16 protein-coding genes are annotated in these 15,505 nt (G+C 54.0%); 12 read left to right on the top strand and 4 right to left on the bottom strand.

Features of this window, described 5'->3' with window-relative positions; genetic code table 11:
• Positions 1-131 precede the first annotated feature (131 nt).
• The 3 genes from rnm (at position 132) to rluB (ending at position 2,602) form a co-directional block, all read left to right on the top strand.
• Positions 132-1,013 carry an RNase RNM gene (gene rnm / locus ACMGGX_RS00400; protein WP_029740530.1) on the top strand — a complete coding sequence of 294 codons (882 nt, stop codon included), beginning with the start codon at positions 132-134 and terminating at the stop codon, positions 1,011-1,013.
• Positions 1,010-1,630, top strand: coding sequence for an L-threonylcarbamoyladenylate synthase (locus ACMGGX_RS00395; protein WP_003856793.1), 621 nt, complete (start codon positions 1,010-1,012; stop codon positions 1,628-1,630). Before rnm ends, ACMGGX_RS00395 begins: the two co-directional genes overlap by 4 nt.
• A gap of 96 nt (positions 1,631-1,726) precedes the next feature.
• Positions 1,727-2,602, top strand: coding sequence for a 23S rRNA pseudouridine(2605) synthase RluB (gene rluB, locus ACMGGX_RS00390; protein ID WP_023312076.1), 876 nt, complete (start codon positions 1,727-1,729; stop codon positions 2,600-2,602).
• A 35-nt stretch (positions 2,603-2,637) separates the two neighbouring features.
• Here the strand turns inward: rluB and cobO are convergent, their stop codons facing one another.
• Positions 2,638-3,228, bottom strand: coding sequence for a cob(I)yrinic acid a,c-diamide adenosyltransferase (gene cobO / locus ACMGGX_RS00385; RefSeq protein ID WP_023312075.1), 591 nt, complete (start codon positions 3,226-3,228; stop codon positions 2,638-2,640).
• Positions 3,225-3,986, bottom strand: a complete 762-nt coding sequence (locus ACMGGX_RS00380; RefSeq protein ID WP_420297888.1) for a YciK family oxidoreductase — start codon at positions 3,984-3,986, stop codon at positions 3,225-3,227. The genes cobO and ACMGGX_RS00380 overlap by 4 nt, the downstream gene beginning before the upstream one ends.
• 251 nt (positions 3,987-4,237) lie before the next feature.
• On the opposite strand from ACMGGX_RS00380, the gene sohB reads away from it, so the two are divergent.
• Positions 4,238-5,284: a protease SohB gene (sohB, locus tag ACMGGX_RS00375; protein WP_420297887.1), complete on the top strand. Its 1,047-nt coding sequence runs from the start codon at positions 4,238-4,240 to the stop codon at positions 5,282-5,284.
• A 34-nt stretch (positions 5,285-5,318) separates the two neighbouring features.
• On the opposite strand, the gene ACMGGX_RS00370 is transcribed toward sohB, so the two are convergent.
• Positions 5,319-5,570 (bottom strand): YciN family protein, encoded by a 252-nt coding sequence (locus ACMGGX_RS00370; RefSeq protein ID WP_023312072.1) that lies wholly within the window; start codon positions 5,568-5,570, stop codon positions 5,319-5,321.
• A gap of 399 nt (positions 5,571-5,969) precedes the next feature.
• Between ACMGGX_RS00370 and topA the strand changes: the two genes are divergently transcribed.
• From topA to acnA, 6 genes are all read left to right on the top strand, one after another.
• Positions 5,970-8,567: a type I DNA topoisomerase gene (gene topA / locus ACMGGX_RS00365; RefSeq protein ID WP_047651111.1), complete on the top strand. Its 2,598-nt coding sequence runs from the start codon at positions 5,970-5,972 to the stop codon at positions 8,565-8,567.
• Between the two features lie 187 nt (positions 8,568-8,754).
• Positions 8,755-9,729, top strand: coding sequence for an HTH-type transcriptional regulator CysB (gene cysB, locus ACMGGX_RS00360; protein WP_008502814.1), 975 nt, complete (start codon positions 8,755-8,757; stop codon positions 9,727-9,729).
• 338 nt (positions 9,730-10,067) lie between these two features.
• The gene (locus ACMGGX_RS00355) at positions 10,068-10,208 is read left to right on the top strand and encodes a YmiA family putative membrane protein (RefSeq protein WP_213327741.1); all 141 of its coding nucleotides are present in this window, start codon (positions 10,068-10,070) and stop codon (positions 10,206-10,208) included.
• 2 nt (positions 10,209-10,210) lie between these two features.
• Positions 10,211-10,381: a hypothetical protein gene (locus ACMGGX_RS00350; protein WP_032656727.1), complete on the top strand. Its 171-nt coding sequence runs from the start codon at positions 10,211-10,213 to the stop codon at positions 10,379-10,381.
• Between the two features lie 138 nt (positions 10,382-10,519).
• Complete coding sequence (ymiC, locus tag ACMGGX_RS00345; protein WP_032623144.1) at positions 10,520-10,618, top strand: small membrane protein YmiC; 99 nt, start codon at positions 10,520-10,522, stop codon at positions 10,616-10,618.
• 161 nt (positions 10,619-10,779) lie between these two features.
• Positions 10,780-13,455 (top strand): aconitate hydratase AcnA, encoded by a 2,676-nt coding sequence (acnA, locus tag ACMGGX_RS00340; RefSeq protein WP_420297886.1) that lies wholly within the window; start codon positions 10,780-10,782, stop codon positions 13,453-13,455.
• A 37-nt stretch (positions 13,456-13,492) separates the two neighbouring features.
• Here acnA and ribA read toward each other — a convergent pair whose 3' ends face one another.
• Positions 13,493-14,083: a GTP cyclohydrolase II gene (gene ribA / locus ACMGGX_RS00335; RefSeq protein WP_008501210.1), complete on the bottom strand. Its 591-nt coding sequence runs from the start codon at positions 14,081-14,083 to the stop codon at positions 13,493-13,495.
• Between the two features lie 197 nt (positions 14,084-14,280).
• On the opposite strand from ribA, the gene pgpB reads away from it, so the two are divergent.
• Together pgpB and ACMGGX_RS00325 are read left to right on the top strand one after the other, a co-directional pair.
• Entirely contained in the window at positions 14,281-15,048 is a 768-nt protein-coding gene (pgpB, locus tag ACMGGX_RS00330; RefSeq protein ID WP_420297885.1) for a phosphatidylglycerophosphatase B, read from the top strand.
• A gap of 148 nt (positions 15,049-15,196) precedes the next feature.
• Positions 15,197-15,505 (top strand): LapA family protein, encoded by a 309-nt coding sequence (locus ACMGGX_RS00325; protein ID WP_023312067.1) that lies wholly within the window; start codon positions 15,197-15,199, stop codon positions 15,503-15,505.

Below are 15,505 nucleotides of genomic sequence, written 5' to 3'. Positions count from 1 at the left end.
ACCTTTCTCGTGTGAACTTGCGTACTAGTTAACTAGTTCGATGGCAAGTTGTCAACCCTTGATTTCAGAATTTCGCGTTAAGTCGGTATCATGGTGTTTTCGGATGTCTCCAACCTGTTATGGGAAGTGCTTTGAGCGATACCACCTACGCCATTATTTATGATTTACACAGCCATACTCAGGCCTCTGACGGCCTGCTGACACCCGAAGCCCTGGTTCATCGCGCCGTTGAAATGCGAGTCGGCACGCTGGCGATAACCGATCACGATACCACTGATGCCATTCCGGCGGCGCGCGCCGAGATTGCCCGCAGCGGGCTGGCGCTGAATCTGGTGTCCGGCGTCGAGATCTCGACCGTCTGGGAAAACCATGAGATTCATATCGTTGGCCTGAATATCGATATAGACCATCCGGCACTTACGGCATTTTTGCAAGAACAAAAAACGCGCCGCAATCAGCGCGCAGAGATGATCGGTGAGCGTCTGGAAAAGGCGCATATTCCGGGCGCGCTGGAAGGCGCTCAAAAGATGGCGAACGGCGGGGCGGTCACCCGCGGTCATTTCGCCCGTTTTCTGGTCGACGCGGGCAAAGCGACGAACATGGCGGACGTCTTTAAAAAGTATCTGGCACGCGGTAAAACCGGATACGTTCCGCCACAGTGGTGTACAATAAAACAAGCTATTGATGTGATTCATCATTCTGGCGGTAAGGCCGTGCTGGCCCATCCGGGGCGGTATAATCTTTCTGCTAAATGGCTGAAAAGGCTGCTGGCACACTTTGCCGAATGCGGCGGTGAGGCGATGGAAGTCGCCCAGTGTCAGCAGGCGCCCAACGAGCGCGCGCAGCTCGCGACCTATGCCCGCCAGTTCGGTCTGCTTGGATCACAGGGCTCTGATTTCCATCAGCCCTGCGCGTGGATCGAACTGGGACGCAAGCTCTGGTTGCCCGCTGGCGTTGAGCCGGTCTGGCAGCTCTGGGAACAGCCGCAGCAAATTGAAGAGAGGGAAGTATGAGTCAGTTTTTCTATATCCATCCGGATAACCCGCAGCCACGTCTGATCAACCAGGCCGTGGAGATCGTCCGCAAAGGCGGCGTGATTGTCTACCCGACCGATTCAGGCTACGCGCTGGGCTGTAAAATTGAAGATAAAGGCGCAATGGAGCGCATTTGCCGTATTCGCCAGCTGCCGGACGGCCATAACTTTACCCTGATGTGCCGCGATCTCTCTGAGCTGTCGACCTATGCGTATGTTGATAACGTGGCGTTTCGCCTGATTAAGAACAACACGCCGGGTAACTACACCTTTATCCTGAAGGGCACGAAGGAAGTACCGCGTCGTCTGCTGCAGGAGAAACGCAAAACCATCGGTATGCGCGTGCCGTCGAACCCGATTGCGCAGGCGCTGCTGGAAACCCTCGGCGAACCGATGCTTTCTACCTCGCTGATGCTGCCCGGAAGTGAGTTTACCGAGTCCGATCCGGAAGAGATCAAAGATCGTCTGGAGAAGGTGGTCGAGCTAATTATTCACGGCGGCTATCTCGGCCAGCAGCCGACCACCGTGGTCGACTTAACCGAAGATGCACCGGAAGTGATTCGTGAAGGCGTGGGTGACGTAAAGCCTTTCTTGTAAAGGTATAAGCAGATATACTACGCGGCCATCAAAGCAGGGCTCAGCCCTCTTTTGACCTGATTCGACGCCTGTGAAGGCGACACCTGAGGAAGCTCAATGAGCGAGAAGTTACAGAAAGTGCTGGCGCGCGCCGGCCACGGCTCACGCCGTGAAATCGAAGCCATTATTGAAGCGGGCCGCGTGAGTGTGGACGGTAAAATCGCCACGCTGGGTGACCGCGTTGAAATCGTACCGGGGCTGAAGATCCGCATCGACGGTCACCTCATCTCCGTAAAAGAGTCCGCAGAACAGATCTGCCGCGTGCTGGCTTACTACAAGCCGGAAGGCGAGCTGTGCACCCGCAACGACCCGGAAGGTCGTCCGACGGTGTTTGACCGTCTGCCTAAACTGCGTGGCGCTCGCTGGATTGCCGTCGGTCGTCTGGACGTAAACACCTGCGGTCTGCTGCTGTTTACCACCGATGGTGAACTGGCAAACCGTCTGATGCACCCAAGCCGTGAAGTGGAACGTGAATACGCGGTGCGCGTATTTGGCCAGGTTGACGAAAATAAACTGCGCGATCTGTCGCGTGGCGTTCAGCTTGAAGACGGTCCTGCGGCGTTCAAAACCATCAAATTTACCGGTGGGGAAGGCATTAACCAGTGGTACAACGTGACCTTGACCGAAGGCCGTAACCGCGAAGTTCGTCGTCTCTGGGAAGCGGTAGGCGTCCAGGTGAGCCGTCTGATCCGCGTCCGTTACGGCGACATTCTGCTGCCGAAAGGTTTGCCGCGCGGGGGTTATACCGAACTGGATCTGACCCAAACCAACTACCTGCGCGAGCTGGTTGGCCTGACGCCGGAAACCACCTCAAAAGTGGCGGTGGAAAAAGATCGTCGTCGCATGAAGGCGAATCAGATCCGTCGCGCGGTGAAGCGCCACAGCCAGGTGAGCAGCAGTCGCCGCTCCGGCAGCCGTAACAACAACGGTTAATATTAAAGCCCGGTGAACGCACCGGGCTTTTTTCTTTAGTAATCAATTCCAATTTGCGCTTTGATGCCTGCATCAAACGCATGTTTGACCGGACGCAGCTCGCTGACGGTATCGGCCATCTCCAGAATATCCCGATGACACCCGCGCCCCGTGACGATAACCGTCTGGTGTACAGGACGATTCTTCAGAGCATCCAGCACGGCTTCCAGCGGCAGGTAGTCGTAGGCGACCATATAGGTGATCTCATCCAGCAGAACCATATTCAGCGAGGGATCGGCCAGCATTCTCTTTGCATGCTCCCAGACGGCGAGACAGGCTGCAGTATCCGTTTCCCGGTTCTGAGTATCCCACGTAAAACCGGTCGCCATCACCTGAAACTCAACGCCGTGAGGCTCAAGCAAATTCCGCTCACCGTTGGGCCATTCGCCTTTGATAAACTGGATCACGCCTACTTTTTGCCCGTGTCCGACGGCGCGTGTCGCCGTGCCGAATGCGGCGGTGGTTTTCCCTTTTCCGTTGCCGGTAAAAACGATGACGATCCCACGTTCGTCCTGGGCTGCGGCAACGCGTGCATCGACCTGTTCTTTCAGACGCTGCTGGCGCTGCTGATGACGTTCTTCACTCATTGCGAAATTCCTGGTTTACGTCCCGGCTGGGCGTCAAAGGTCATCCCGGTTTTGCGGCGGCTGTCGTCGCCCATCAGCCAGAGATAGAGCGGCATAATATCTGCCGGGGTTTTCAGCTTCTGCGGATCTTCGCTCGGGAACGCGCTGGCGCGCATTTTGGTGCGCGTACCGCCCGGGTTAATGCAGTTTACGCGCAGATGGCGGCTCTGATACTCCTCCGCCAGCACCTGCATCATGCCTTCGGTCGCGAATTTTGATACGGCATAGGCTCCCCAGTTTGCGCGTCCTTCACGACCAACGCTGGACGAGGTAAAGACCAGGGACCCTGACTCGGATTTGAGTAATAAAGGAAGAAATGCCTGTGTGAGGAAAAACGTGCCGTTGACGTTGACCTGCATCACCTGCTGCCAGGTATCAGGATCCTGTTCATCCATCGGACGAACCTCGCCTAACAAACCGGCGTTATGCAGCACGCCGTCGAGTCTCGGATAGTGAGCGCTGATGCGCTGGGCTAATTCCTGGCACACCGCAGGCGTGCAGGTCAGTAAATCGAGCGTATACCACGGGGCCGGCGTGCCGCATGCAGCCTCAATCTCCTGAGCGACGCTTTTCAGTTTTTCTTCGTTGCGCCCGATCAAAATGACGTGCGCGCCATATTCGGCGTATGTCAGGGCTGCCTCGCGGCCAATCCCGTCGCTGGCACCGGTGACAAGAATAATCCGGTTGTGCAGCAGATTTTTTTGCGGTTGATAATGCACGGTGACTCCTCAGGCGACCGGTGATGCAATGGCGCCTTTATAATGACTTTTCGGCTTTATGCCCGAATTAGCCTAATAATTCAATCAGTCTACAGGACGCATTACTGTAAAATTAACAATTTGCAAATATTTAAACTCCAGCCCGGGGATTCCTGAAGGCGGCTCGCAGAGGTAATGTCACGAGCGAGACGCATGGGCAGGGCTGTTGTACACTGCCGTGAAAGATTCGTGGTTAAATCAAGGTGGAACGCGTGGAATTACTTTCTCAATATGGGTTGTTTTTGGCCAAAATCGCGACGGTGGTGATTGCCATTGCGGTGGTAGCCGTTCTGATTGCCAACCTGACGCAGCGCAAGCGTCAGCGTGGGGAGTTACGCATCACCCGCCTGAGCGAGCAGTATAAAGAGATGCAGGAAGAGATGTCTCTGGCGCTGCTTGATAGTCATCAACAGAAACTCTGGCTGAAAGCACAGAAGAAAAAGCATAAACAGGAAGCCAAAGCGGCAAAGGCAAAAGCAAAGCTCAATGCGCCGCAGGATAAGGCTACGCCGCGCGTCTATGTGCTCGATTTTAAAGGCAGTATGGATGCGCATGAAGTGTCTTCTCTGCGGGAGGAAGTGACAGCCGTTCTGGCCGTGGCGACACCGCAGGATCAGGTTGTCGTGCGTCTTGAAAGCCCCGGCGGGGTGGTTCACGGTTACGGACTGGCCGCCTCACAGCTGCAGCGCCTGCGTGAAAAACAGATCCCGCTGACCGTGGCCGTGGATAAAGTGGCGGCAAGCGGTGGCTACATGATGGCCTGCGTGGCGGACAAAATTGTTGCCGCGCCGTTCTCCATTATTGGCTCGATCGGCGTGGTCGCGCAGATTCCGAACTTTAACCGCTTCCTCAAAAATAAAGAGATTGATATCGAACTTCACACGGCGGGTCAGTACAAACGTACCCTGACGCTGCTGGGGGAAAACACGGAAGAAGGGCGCCAAAAATTCCGTGAAGATCTAAACGAAACGCATCATCTCTTTAAAGATTTTGTACACCGTATGCGCCCAACGCTCGATATTGAACAGGTCGCGACGGGCGAGCACTGGTACGGCGTCCAGGCGCAGGAGAAAGGGCTGGTGGATCAAGTCGGAACCAGCGACGATCTGCTGCTCAATCTGATGGAAGGCCGGGAGCTGGTGGGCGTGCGTTTTACCCAGCGTAAGCGACTCCTTGACCGCTTTACCAACAGTGCTGCAGAAAGCGCGGACCGCCTGCTGCTGCGCTGGCTTCAGCGCGGACAAAAACCGCTGCTGTAAACAAAAACGCGAGGCACATGCCTCGCGTTTTGCGTTAATCGACCAGGTGATATTTCTCTGAAAGCGTATGCGCCAGGTATTTGAACATGTTAAACACGGCGGTGCTTTTCGGGGTCGGTAAACCCTGTTCGTCAAGGAAGTATTCGCCGCTGAAAATCAGGACGCCATTACGCTGCTCTACGCCGGTGGCTTCAATGCCCGCCAGCGTATCTTCATGGTCACGGATAAGCTTGTTTGCTTCGATAAGCAGAGAGGCTCGGTCAATAGGTTGGGTCGTATTCTGCATAATCCACTCCTTAAACAGTGACAATAGTCTACGCCGAGGGCGCTTTGGGGGCAAATTTTCCCTGTAATGTGAGGGGATAAGGTGCAGGGTCCTGGCTGGCGGGATCTGCTTTTGCATGCTAATAAAGTTGCGTAACGAATTTTATCAGGTAGAGTGTGCGCTTTCGTCATTCTGGCAACAGAATTGCTTGACATTCAACCGGGAATTCGTCACGAATTACACGAGATGTGAGAAAAATACCCGAAAACTCAATCACCTGGGCGTCTTCTCATTAGCGTCCGGTAAGTCAAAGGGGTTGATATCTCCTGACGCAGTCGCAATATCATTGGCTCGTCGTCAGCGGAAGGGAAATCAACGTGCGGCGTATTCCTGGAAGAATTAAATTAGGTAAAGGTGAATATGGGTAAAGCTCTCGTCATCGTTGAGTCCCCGGCAAAAGCCAAAACGATCAATAAGTATCTGGGTAATGACTACGTGGTTAAGTCCAGCGTGGGTCATATCCGCGATTTGCCGACCAGTGGCTCAGCCAGCAAAAAGAGCGCAGACTCTACCTCCACCAAAGGGGCTAAAAAGCCTAAAAAGGATGAACGTAGCGCGCTTGTCAACCGCATGGGTGTTAACCCATGGCATAACTGGGATGCACAATATGAAGTGCTGCCCGGGAAAGAAAAAGTCGTTAACGAGCTGAAGCAGCTTGCTGAAAAAGCAGACCACATCTATCTCGCAACCGACCTTGACCGCGAAGGGGAAGCCATTGCGTGGCACCTGCGGGAAGTGATCGGTGGTGATGACAAACGCTACAGCCGTGTAGTGTTTAACGAAATTACGAAGAATGCGATTCGTCAGGCGTTTGAGAAGCCGGGCGAACTGAATATTGACCGCGTAAACGCACAGCAGGCACGTCGCTTTATGGACCGCGTTGTGGGCTACATGGTCTCTCCACTGCTGTGGAAGAAGATTGCCCGTGGCCTGTCCGCAGGGCGTGTGCAGTCCGTCGCCGTGCGTCTGGTCGTTGAGCGTGAGCGCGAAATTAAAGCCTTCGTGCCGGAAGAGTTCTGGGAAGTCGATGCCAATGTGACCACGCCGGGCGGTGACGCTCTGCCGCTGCAGGTGAGCCATCACAACGACAAGCCTTTCCGTCCAGAAAACCGCGACCAGACCATGGCCGCCGTAGCGCTGCTGGAAAAAGCACGCTATCAGGTGCTGGAACGTGAAGACAAACCGACTAGCAGCAAGCCGGGTGCGCCGTTTATTACCTCTACGCTGCAGCAGGCTGCAAGCACGCGTCTGGGTTATGGCGTGAAGAAGACCATGATGATGGCGCAGCGCCTGTATGAAGCGGGCTACATCACCTACATGCGTACCGACTCAACCAACCTGAGCCAGGACGCGGTCAACATGGTCCGCGGCTACATCAGTGACAATTTCGGTAAGAAATACCTGCCGGAAAGCGCTAACCAGTTCGCCAGCAAAGAGAACTCACAGGAAGCACACGAAGCGATTCGTCCTTCTGACGTCTCGGTGTTAGCGGAATCGCTGAAAGACATGGAAGCCGACGCGCAAAAGCTGTATCAGCTGATCTGGCGCCAGTTCGTGGCGTGCCAGATGACCCCAGCGCAGTACGACTCCACCACGCTGACCGTTGGCGCGGGCGAGTTCCGTCTCAAAGCGCGCGGTCGTATCCTGCGTTTCGACGGCTGGACGAAAGTGATGCCTGCGCTGCGTAAAGGTGATGAAGACCGGACGCTGCCGGCGGTGAACAAAGGTGACGAGTTGTCGCTTGTCGATCTGGTTCCGGCACAGCACTTCACCAAGCCGCCTGCGCGCTTTAGTGAAGCGTCCCTGGTGAAAGAGCTGGAAAAACGCGGTATTGGTCGTCCATCGACCTACGCGTCCATCATCTCGACCATTCAGGACCGCGGCTACGTGCGCGTTGAAAACCGCCGTTTCTATGCGGAAAAAATGGGTGAGATCGTCACTGACCGTCTGGAAGCAAACTTCCGCGAGTTGATGAACTACGATTTCACCGCGCAAATGGAAGACAGCCTCGACCAGGTTGCCAGCCATCAGGCGGAATGGAAAAAGGTACTCGATAGCTTCTTCAGCGACTTTACCGACCAGCTTGAAAAAGCGGAGAAAGACCCTGAAGAGGGCGGCATGCTGCCTAACCAGATGGTTCTGACCAGCATCGACTGTCCAACCTGCGGCCGCAAGATGGGGATCCGTACCGCAACCACGGGCGTATTCCTTGGCTGCTCCGGCTATGCGCTGTCACCAAAAGAGCGCTGCAAAACCACCATCAACCTGGTGCCTGAGAACGAAGTTCTCAACGTGCTGGAGGGTGACGATGCGGAAACTAACGCTCTGCGTGCCAAACGCCGCTGCAAGAAATGCGGCACGGCAATGGACAGCTACCTGATCGATCCAAAACGTAAGCTGCACGTTTGCGGTAATAACCCAACGTGTGACGGGTATGAGATCGAAGAGGGCGAGTTCCGCATTAAAGGCTATGACGGCCCGATTGTGGAATGCGAGAAGTGTGGTTCTGAAATGCACCTGAAAATGGGGCGTTTCGGTAAGTACATGGCCTGTACCAACGACGAGTGTAAAAACACGCGCAAAATTCTGCGTAACGGCGAAGTGGCTCCTCCTAAGGAAGATCCGGTTCCGCTGCCAGAACTGCCGTGCGAGAAATCAGACGCGTACTTTGTGCTGCGTGATGGTGCCGCAGGTGTCTTCCTGGCCGCCAACACCTTCCCGAAATCGCGTGAAACGCGCGCGCCGCTGGTGGAAGAGTTGCACCGCTTCCGCGATCGTCTGCCTGAGAAACTGCGTTATCTGGCCGATGCGCCACAGCAGGATCCGGAAGGCAACAAAACCGTGGTACGGTTTAGCCGTAAAACTAAGCAGCAGTATGTTGCGGCCGAGAAAGAGGGTAAAGCGACCGGATGGTCAGCCTTCTTTGTCGATGGCAAATGGGTTGAAGGCAAGAAATAATCTTCCCTTACCGTAACTTACCTGTAAAAGGGCCGGATTTCCGGCCCTTTTTTATTACCTTGTTATTATTTTTTGTTCCGTACTATACAGTCAGGCTATAAATGATATAGTGGTTATAGTTAACCTGTTTCTTATTATTAAATCGTCTTAAGCGATTGACCGCATGCGCTAAATCGGATGGTCTGGCATGAAATTACAGCAGCTTCGTTATATCGTTGAGGTGGTGAATCATAACCTTAACGTCTCTTCTACCGCCGAGGGGTTATATACCTCGCAACCGGGCATCAGCAAACAAGTTCGTATGCTGGAGGACGAATTAGGTATCCAGATATTTGCCCGCAGCGGTAAGCATCTCACCCAGGTGACGCCTGCGGGGCAGGAAATCATCCGCATTGCGCGGGAAGTCCTCTCCAAAGTCGATGCGATTAAGTCTGTGGCGGGGGAACACACCTGGCCGGATAAAGGTTCGCTGTATATTGCCACGACGCACACCCAGGCGCGCTATGCGCTACCAGGTGTTATCAAAGGCTTTATCGAGCGTTATCCTCGCGTCTCTTTGCATATGCACCAGGGCTCGCCAACGCAAATTGCTGAAGCCGTCTCCAAGGGTAATGCAGACTTTGCTATCGCCACCGAAGCGCTTCACCTGTATGACGATCTGGTGATGCTTCCTTGCTATCACTGGAACCGTTCTATCGTGGTAACCCCCGATCACCCCCTGGCGGGTAAAGGGTCGGTCACTATCGAAGAGCTGGCGCAATATCCGTTGGTGACGTATACGTTTGGCTTTACCGGACGGTCCGAGCTTGATACGGCCTTTAACCGGGCAGGGTTAACGCCGCGCATTGTCTTTACCGCGACGGATGCCGACGTGATTAAAACCTATGTGCGGCTTGGTCTGGGGGTGGGCGTTATTGCCAGCATGGCGGTGGATCCGGTGTCAGACCCTGACCTGGTGCGTCTTGATGCGCATGATGTTTTCAGTCATAGCACCACAAAGATTGGCTTCCGTCGTAGCACCTTCCTGCGCAGCTATATGTATGATTTTATTCAGCGCTTTGCCCCTCATTTAACGCGTGACGTGGTTGATACCGCCGTTGCATTACGCTCAAATGAAGATATTGAAGAGATGTTTAAAGACATCAAACTCCCCGAAAAATAATCACACCCGGTATCTTTCCCTTAGGGAAAGATACCGAAATAACGCCTCAAAGCTAAATTAGAATTATCATCATCTACGCATCCCCTGTCATATAATGTCATTATCCATTTAATCCGTAAGGTTATAATGTCGTGAATTGGCGACAAAAGTAGAAACTAATTTACGCCTTCGCAAATTTTTCTTTTCAATTATTTATTTCTGGTCAAAAGATTGAATATTTCATACCTTCCGGTGCGTAAATTCACTGGCTTTTCGGCTAAAGTTTCTTTAGGATTTATCTCAACAGATGATTAATTGTACCAATTGTTTGGTCCTAAATGATAAGCGATGTCGATTGTATGAGGTTAGCAATGCCTTCAGGAAGTGAAGAACCGCAAAGGGATCCTGCGCTCAAGCGTAAAGCCTGGCTGGCGGTCTTTCTCGTCTCTACCCTGTTTTGGGTGGTGGTTGCTCTCCTGGCCTGGAAATATTGGGGTTAAATATGGCAGTGACGGTACGTACAGAAACGGTAAAACAGATGTGTCAGCATCGTGACAACGGCCACAGAGGGCGTAAAGCACCTGCGACTGTTGTACCCGCGTCCTGGAAACTGACGCCGCAGCAGCAAGCGTTTATTGATGTGTTCGCAGAAGACGAACCCAAAAAACAATAATTTAGTTAATTGCGTAATGATGCAAATAGTCTGAATATCGACTCTGCACTTTCGTACTCTTTAATAAATACACATCAGCAATATAGCACTGAGGACTTACCTCGGAACTTTTAATAAATAATGCCTGGTGTCCCTATGATGAATAACATGACGTCTCACAAATACTGGTCATGGATCGGCGTTTTTACCGTGTCGATTCTGTTCTGGAGTCAGCTTATCTGGTTGGCCCTCCACTAAATTGTAAAACCTCGCTACGGCGGGGTTTTTTGTTTTTCCTTTCTGGACCAATCCTAAATTTATCAATTTGGGTTGTTATCAAAACGTTACGACATCTTTGTGTTATCTTTAATTACGGCCCTGATGATTGTCGGGGCATCTCTGTGATTAAGGAGGAGCTTATGTCGTTAACCCTACGCGAAGCCAGTAAGGACACGTTACAGGCAGAAAATAAAACCTGGCATTACTACAGCCTGCCGCTGGCTGCCAGAACGCTTGGGGACATTTCGCGTTTACCCAAGTCATTGAAAGTTTTACTGGAAAACCTATTGCGCTGGCAGGACGGTGACTCTGTCACCCTCGATGATATCCAGGCGCTGGCAGGGTGGCTGGAAAATGCCCATGCCGACAGAGAAATAGCCTACCGTCCGGCCAGGGTGCTGATGCAGGACTTTACCGGTGTCCCGGCCGTCGTTGATTTAGCCGCGATGCGCGAGGCCGTTAAGCGTCTCGGCGGAGATACGGCAAAAGTGAATCCGCTTTCCCCCGTTGACCTCGTCATTGACCACTCCGTAACCGTTGACCGCTTTGGTGATGACGACGCCTTTGGCGAGAACGTGCGTCTGGAGATGGAGCGCAACCACGAGCGCTACGTGTTCCTGAAGTGGGGGCAGCAGGCGTTCAGCCGGTTTAGCGTGGTCCCGCCGGGTACCGGTATTTGTCACCAGGTGAACCTTGAATATCTGGGTAAAGCCGTCTGGAGTGAATTGCAGGATAAAGAGTGGGTCGCCTATCCGGACACGCTGGTGGGCACGGACTCCCATACCACCATGATCAACGGTCTGGGCGTGCTGGGCTGGGGCGTCGGGGGTATTGAAGCGGAAGCGGCCATGCTCGGCCAGCCGGTGTCCATGCTTATCCCTGACGTGGTGGGCTTCAAGCTCACCGGCAAGCTGTCTGAAGGCATTACCGCCACCGATCTGGTGCTCACCGTCACCCAGATGCTGCGTAAGCATGGTGTGGTGGGCAAGTTTGTAGAATTCTACGGTGATGGTCTGGATTCGCTGCCGCTTGCCGACCGTGCCACCATTGCCAATATGGCGCCGGAATACGGTGCAACCTGCGGCTTTTTCCCCATCGATGACGTCACGCTGGAGTACATGCGCCTTAGTGGGCGCAGCGAAGAGCAGGTCGCGCTGGTGGAGGCCTATACCAAAGCGCAGGGCATGTGGCGAAACCCCGGCGATGAACCGGTCTTCACCAGTACGCTTGAACTCGATATGGGAAGCGTCGAGGCGAGCCTAGCCGGGCCGAAACGTCCGCAGGATCGGGTTGCGCTAAGTGACGTGCCAAAAGCCTTTGCCGCCAGCAATGCGCTGGAAGTGAACGTGGCGCAGAAAGACCACCGTCCGGTCGACTATGTTCTGAACGGGCATCAGTATCAGCTCCCGGATGGCGCGGTTGTTATTGCGGCCATTACCTCCTGCACCAACACCTCGAACCCCAGCGTCTTAATGGCGGCCGGTCTGTTGGCGAAAAAGGCGGTAGAGCTTGGGCTAAAACCTCAGCCATGGGTCAAGGCCTCGCTGGCACCGGGTTCCAAAGTGGTATCGGATTACCTGGCGCAGGCCAAACTTACGCCGTACCTTGACGAACTGGGCTTTAACCTTGTGGGCTACGGCTGTACGACCTGCATTGGTAACTCCGGTCCGCTGCCTGAACCGATTGAAACGGCGATCAAGCAGGGTGACCTGACGGTAGGCGCGGTCCTGTCCGGTAACCGAAACTTTGAAGGGCGTATTCACCCGCTGGTGAAAACCAACTGGCTTGCCTCGCCGCCGCTGGTTGTGGCATATGCCCTTGCAGGGAACATGAATATCAACCTGGCGACCGATCCGATTGGTCACGATCGCAAGAACGATCCTGTCTACCTGAAAGATATCTGGCCATCTTCACGTGAAATCGCGCTGGCCGTTGAAAAGGTCTCAACCGAGATGTTCCGCAAAGAGTATGCGGAGGTCTTTGAAGGCACGCCGGAGTGGAAAACTATCAACGTCGTGGGCTCAGATACCTACGACTGGCAGGATGACTCGACCTATATTCGTCTGTCGCCGTTCTTTGATGAGATGCTGGCCGAGCCGGCACCTCTTAAGGATATCCACGGCGCGCGCATACTGGCGATGCTGGGAGATTCCGTCACGACCGACCATATCTCCCCGGCGGGTAGTATCAAAGCCGATAGCCCGGCAGGCCGTTATCTGCAGAGCCGGGGCGTCGAACGCCGCGATTTTAACTCCTACGGCTCGCGTCGCGGCAACCATGAGGTCATGATGCGCGGGACCTTTGCCAACATACGCATTCGTAACGAAATGGTCCCGGGCGTGGAAGGGGGCATGACGCGCCATCTGCCGGGGACGGAAGTGGTTTCGATTTATGATGCGGCGGTCAAATATCAGCAGGAAGGTACGCCGCTGGCGGTGATCGCCGGGAAAGAGTACGGTTCCGGCTCCAGTCGCGACTGGGCGGCGAAAGGTCCGCGTCTGCTTGGCGTTCGCGTGGTCATCGCCGAATCGTTCGAACGTATTCACCGCTCGAATCTGATTGGTATGGGGATCCTGCCGCTCGAGTTTGCGCAGGGCGTGACGCGTAAAACGCTGGGGCTGACCGGGGAAGAGCAGATTGAGATTAGCGGTCTGCAAAACCTGCAGCCGGGGAAAACGGTGCCGGTGAAGTTAACGCGGGCAGACGGGAAAATCGAGGTGCTGGATTGCCGGTGCCGTATTGATACGGCAACCGAGCTGACCTATTACCAGAACGACGGCATTTTACATTATGTGATTCGTAAGATGCTGGATTGATGAAACGAGCCCGGCACCCGTGCCGGGCTTTTTAGCATCACTCTTTCAGCAGATGGCCCATTTTGGCGGCTTTGGTATCCAGGTAGTGGGCGTTTTTCGGATTACGGCCGACTATCAGCGGTACGCGCTCGACGATGTTGATCCCCGCTTCGGTCAGGATCTCCACTTTTTTCGGGTTATTGGTCAGCAGGCGAACTTCGTCCACGCCCAGCAGCTTGAACATATCGGCGCATAAGGTGAAGTCGCGTTCGTCAGCGGCAAAGCCGAGTTGATGATTTGCTTCAACCGTATCGTAGCCCTGATCCTGAAGCGCGTAGGCGCGGATTTTATTCAGGAGACCAATATTACGACCTTCCTGACGGTGATAAAGCAGCACACCGCGGCCTTCTTCTGCAATATGAGACAGGGCGGCTTCCAGCTGGAAACCACAATCACAGCGCAGGCTGAACAGCGCGTCGCCGGTAAGACACTCTGAATGGACGCGGGACAGAACCGGCGTCTGCCCTGAAATGTCACCATAAACCAGCGCGACATGATCCTGTCCGGTTGCCAGTTCTTCAAAACCCACCATCAGGAAATCGCCCCATGGGGTTGGCAGTTTGGCTTCTGCCACACGTTTAAGCTGCATGTGATTCTCCAGAGTAGGCTGACACGTTTCGTGCCTTTGCCCTGTTTTGCTTTCTGTATCAGTTCATTTTGCCACAAGCTCAGCAGGTTCGCCTAATGGGCACCATGCTATATGAACGTTAAACGCACGATCCGACATATCCACCAGGATGATTAATTTCAGTTATGATTGTGACGCTTAGCGAAAAAGGAGAAGACATGCTTTCAATCGCCAGACGTACGGCAGCAGGTGCGGCCATTTTACTGATTATGCCTCTGGCCGTATGGCTTTCAGGCTGGATGTGGCAGCCCGGGCATAATGCCACGTGGCTGAAAACGTTATACTGGATAACGGAAACGGTCACCCAGCCGTGGGGGATAATTACCCACGTACTCCTATGCGCCTGGTTTCTGTGGTGCCTGCGCTTTCGTTTGCGCGCGGCGCTGATGCTCTTTGCGATCCTTGGGGGCGCTATCCTTGTCGGCCAGGGTGTGAAGTCCTGGGTTAAAGATCGCGTACAGGAACCGCGTCCTTTTGTCGTCTGGCTGGAAAAAACGCATCATGTTCCGGTGGATGAGTTCTACAATTTAAAGCGAAAAGATCGTGGCGCGCTGGTGAAAGAACAGCTTGCGGAACAGCAGGATATCCCGAAATTCTTGCGTAAACACTGGCAAAAAGAGACCGGGTTCGCGTTTCCTTCCGGTCACACCATGTTTGCGGCCAGCTGGGCGTTGCTGGGGGTTGGGCTGCTTTGGCCAAGGCGCCGAACGATCACTATCGTGATTTTACTGGCCTGGGCGACGGGAGTCATGGGCAGCCGCCTGCTGCTGGGGATGCACTGGCCGCGCGACCTGGTCGTTGCCACGCTCATCTCATGGCTGCTGATCGTGCTGGCGACCTGGCTCACTGAACGATTCTGCTGCCCGCTAACGCCACCGCCAGAAGAGAAAGAAGAAATAGCCGAAAGGGACCAGACAGACGCCTGACGGTTGATATTCCGCATTTTGCCCATAGATCCATGACCTGCGCGTCACTTTTTCCGTTTCGCGCTCGTCGCTAAAATGGTAGTTTATAAGGCTGATTGCGGTGAATTGAACACACTTTATTCGCTTGAACCACATAACGGGAAGTAATGTGAAATATTTACTCATTTTCTTACTGGTATTGGCGATTTTTGTCATTTCAGTCACGTTGGGTGCACAAAACGATCAGCAGGTGACGTTTAACTATCTGCTGGCTCAGGGTGAGTATCGCGTCTCGAGCCTGCTGGCGGTATTATTTGCTGCCGGATTTGCCATTGGCTGGCTGGTTTGCGGTCTGTTCTGGCTGAAAGTCCGTGTTTCTCTTGCGCGCGCTGAACGTAAAATTAAGCGACTCGAAAATAACATTGCCCCTGCGTCTGACATTCCGGAAAGCTCTGGTGTGCCGGTCGTGAAGGAATAA

Origin of the sequence: Enterobacter sp. BNK-29 (assembly GCF_048684785.1) — a bacterium.
In the GTDB taxonomy this organism is placed as follows: domain Bacteria; phylum Pseudomonadota; class Gammaproteobacteria; order Enterobacterales; family Enterobacteriaceae; genus Enterobacter; species Enterobacter cloacae_M.
The sequence above is the reverse complement of the archived record's forward strand: the minus strand, read 5'-3'. Positions and strand labels throughout refer to the sequence as shown.

Bases quoted from the DNA above. Each gene is read 5' to 3' on its own strand.
- ACMGGX_RS00395 (WP_003856793.1), top strand. From the start codon at position 1,010: ATGAGTCAGTTTTTCTATATCCATCCGGATAACCCGCAGCCACGTCTG.
- rluB (WP_023312076.1), top strand. From the start codon at position 1,727: ATGAGCGAGAAGTTACAGAAAGTGCTGGCGCGCGCCGGCCACGGCTCA.
- cobO (WP_023312075.1), bottom strand. From the start codon at position 3,228: ATGAGTGAAGAACGTCATCAGCAGCGCCAGCAGCGTCTGAAAGAACAG.
- ACMGGX_RS00370 (WP_023312072.1), bottom strand. From the start codon at position 5,570: ATGCAGAATACGACCCAACCTATTGACCGAGCCTCTCTGCTTATCGAA.
- topA (WP_047651111.1), top strand. From the start codon at position 5,970: ATGGGTAAAGCTCTCGTCATCGTTGAGTCCCCGGCAAAAGCCAAAACG.
- cysB (WP_008502814.1), top strand. From the start codon at position 8,755: ATGAAATTACAGCAGCTTCGTTATATCGTTGAGGTGGTGAATCATAAC.
- ACMGGX_RS00355 (WP_213327741.1), top strand. From the start codon at position 10,068: ATGAGGTTAGCAATGCCTTCAGGAAGTGAAGAACCGCAAAGGGATCCT.
- ACMGGX_RS00350 (WP_032656727.1), top strand. From the start codon at position 10,211: ATGGCAGTGACGGTACGTACAGAAACGGTAAAACAGATGTGTCAGCAT.
- ymiC (WP_032623144.1), top strand. From the start codon at position 10,520: ATGAATAACATGACGTCTCACAAATACTGGTCATGGATCGGCGTTTTT.
- acnA (WP_420297886.1), top strand. From the start codon at position 10,780: ATGTCGTTAACCCTACGCGAAGCCAGTAAGGACACGTTACAGGCAGAA.
- ribA (WP_008501210.1), bottom strand. From the start codon at position 14,083: ATGCAGCTTAAACGTGTGGCAGAAGCCAAACTGCCAACCCCATGGGGC.
- pgpB (WP_420297885.1), top strand. From the start codon at position 14,281: ATGCTTTCAATCGCCAGACGTACGGCAGCAGGTGCGGCCATTTTACTG.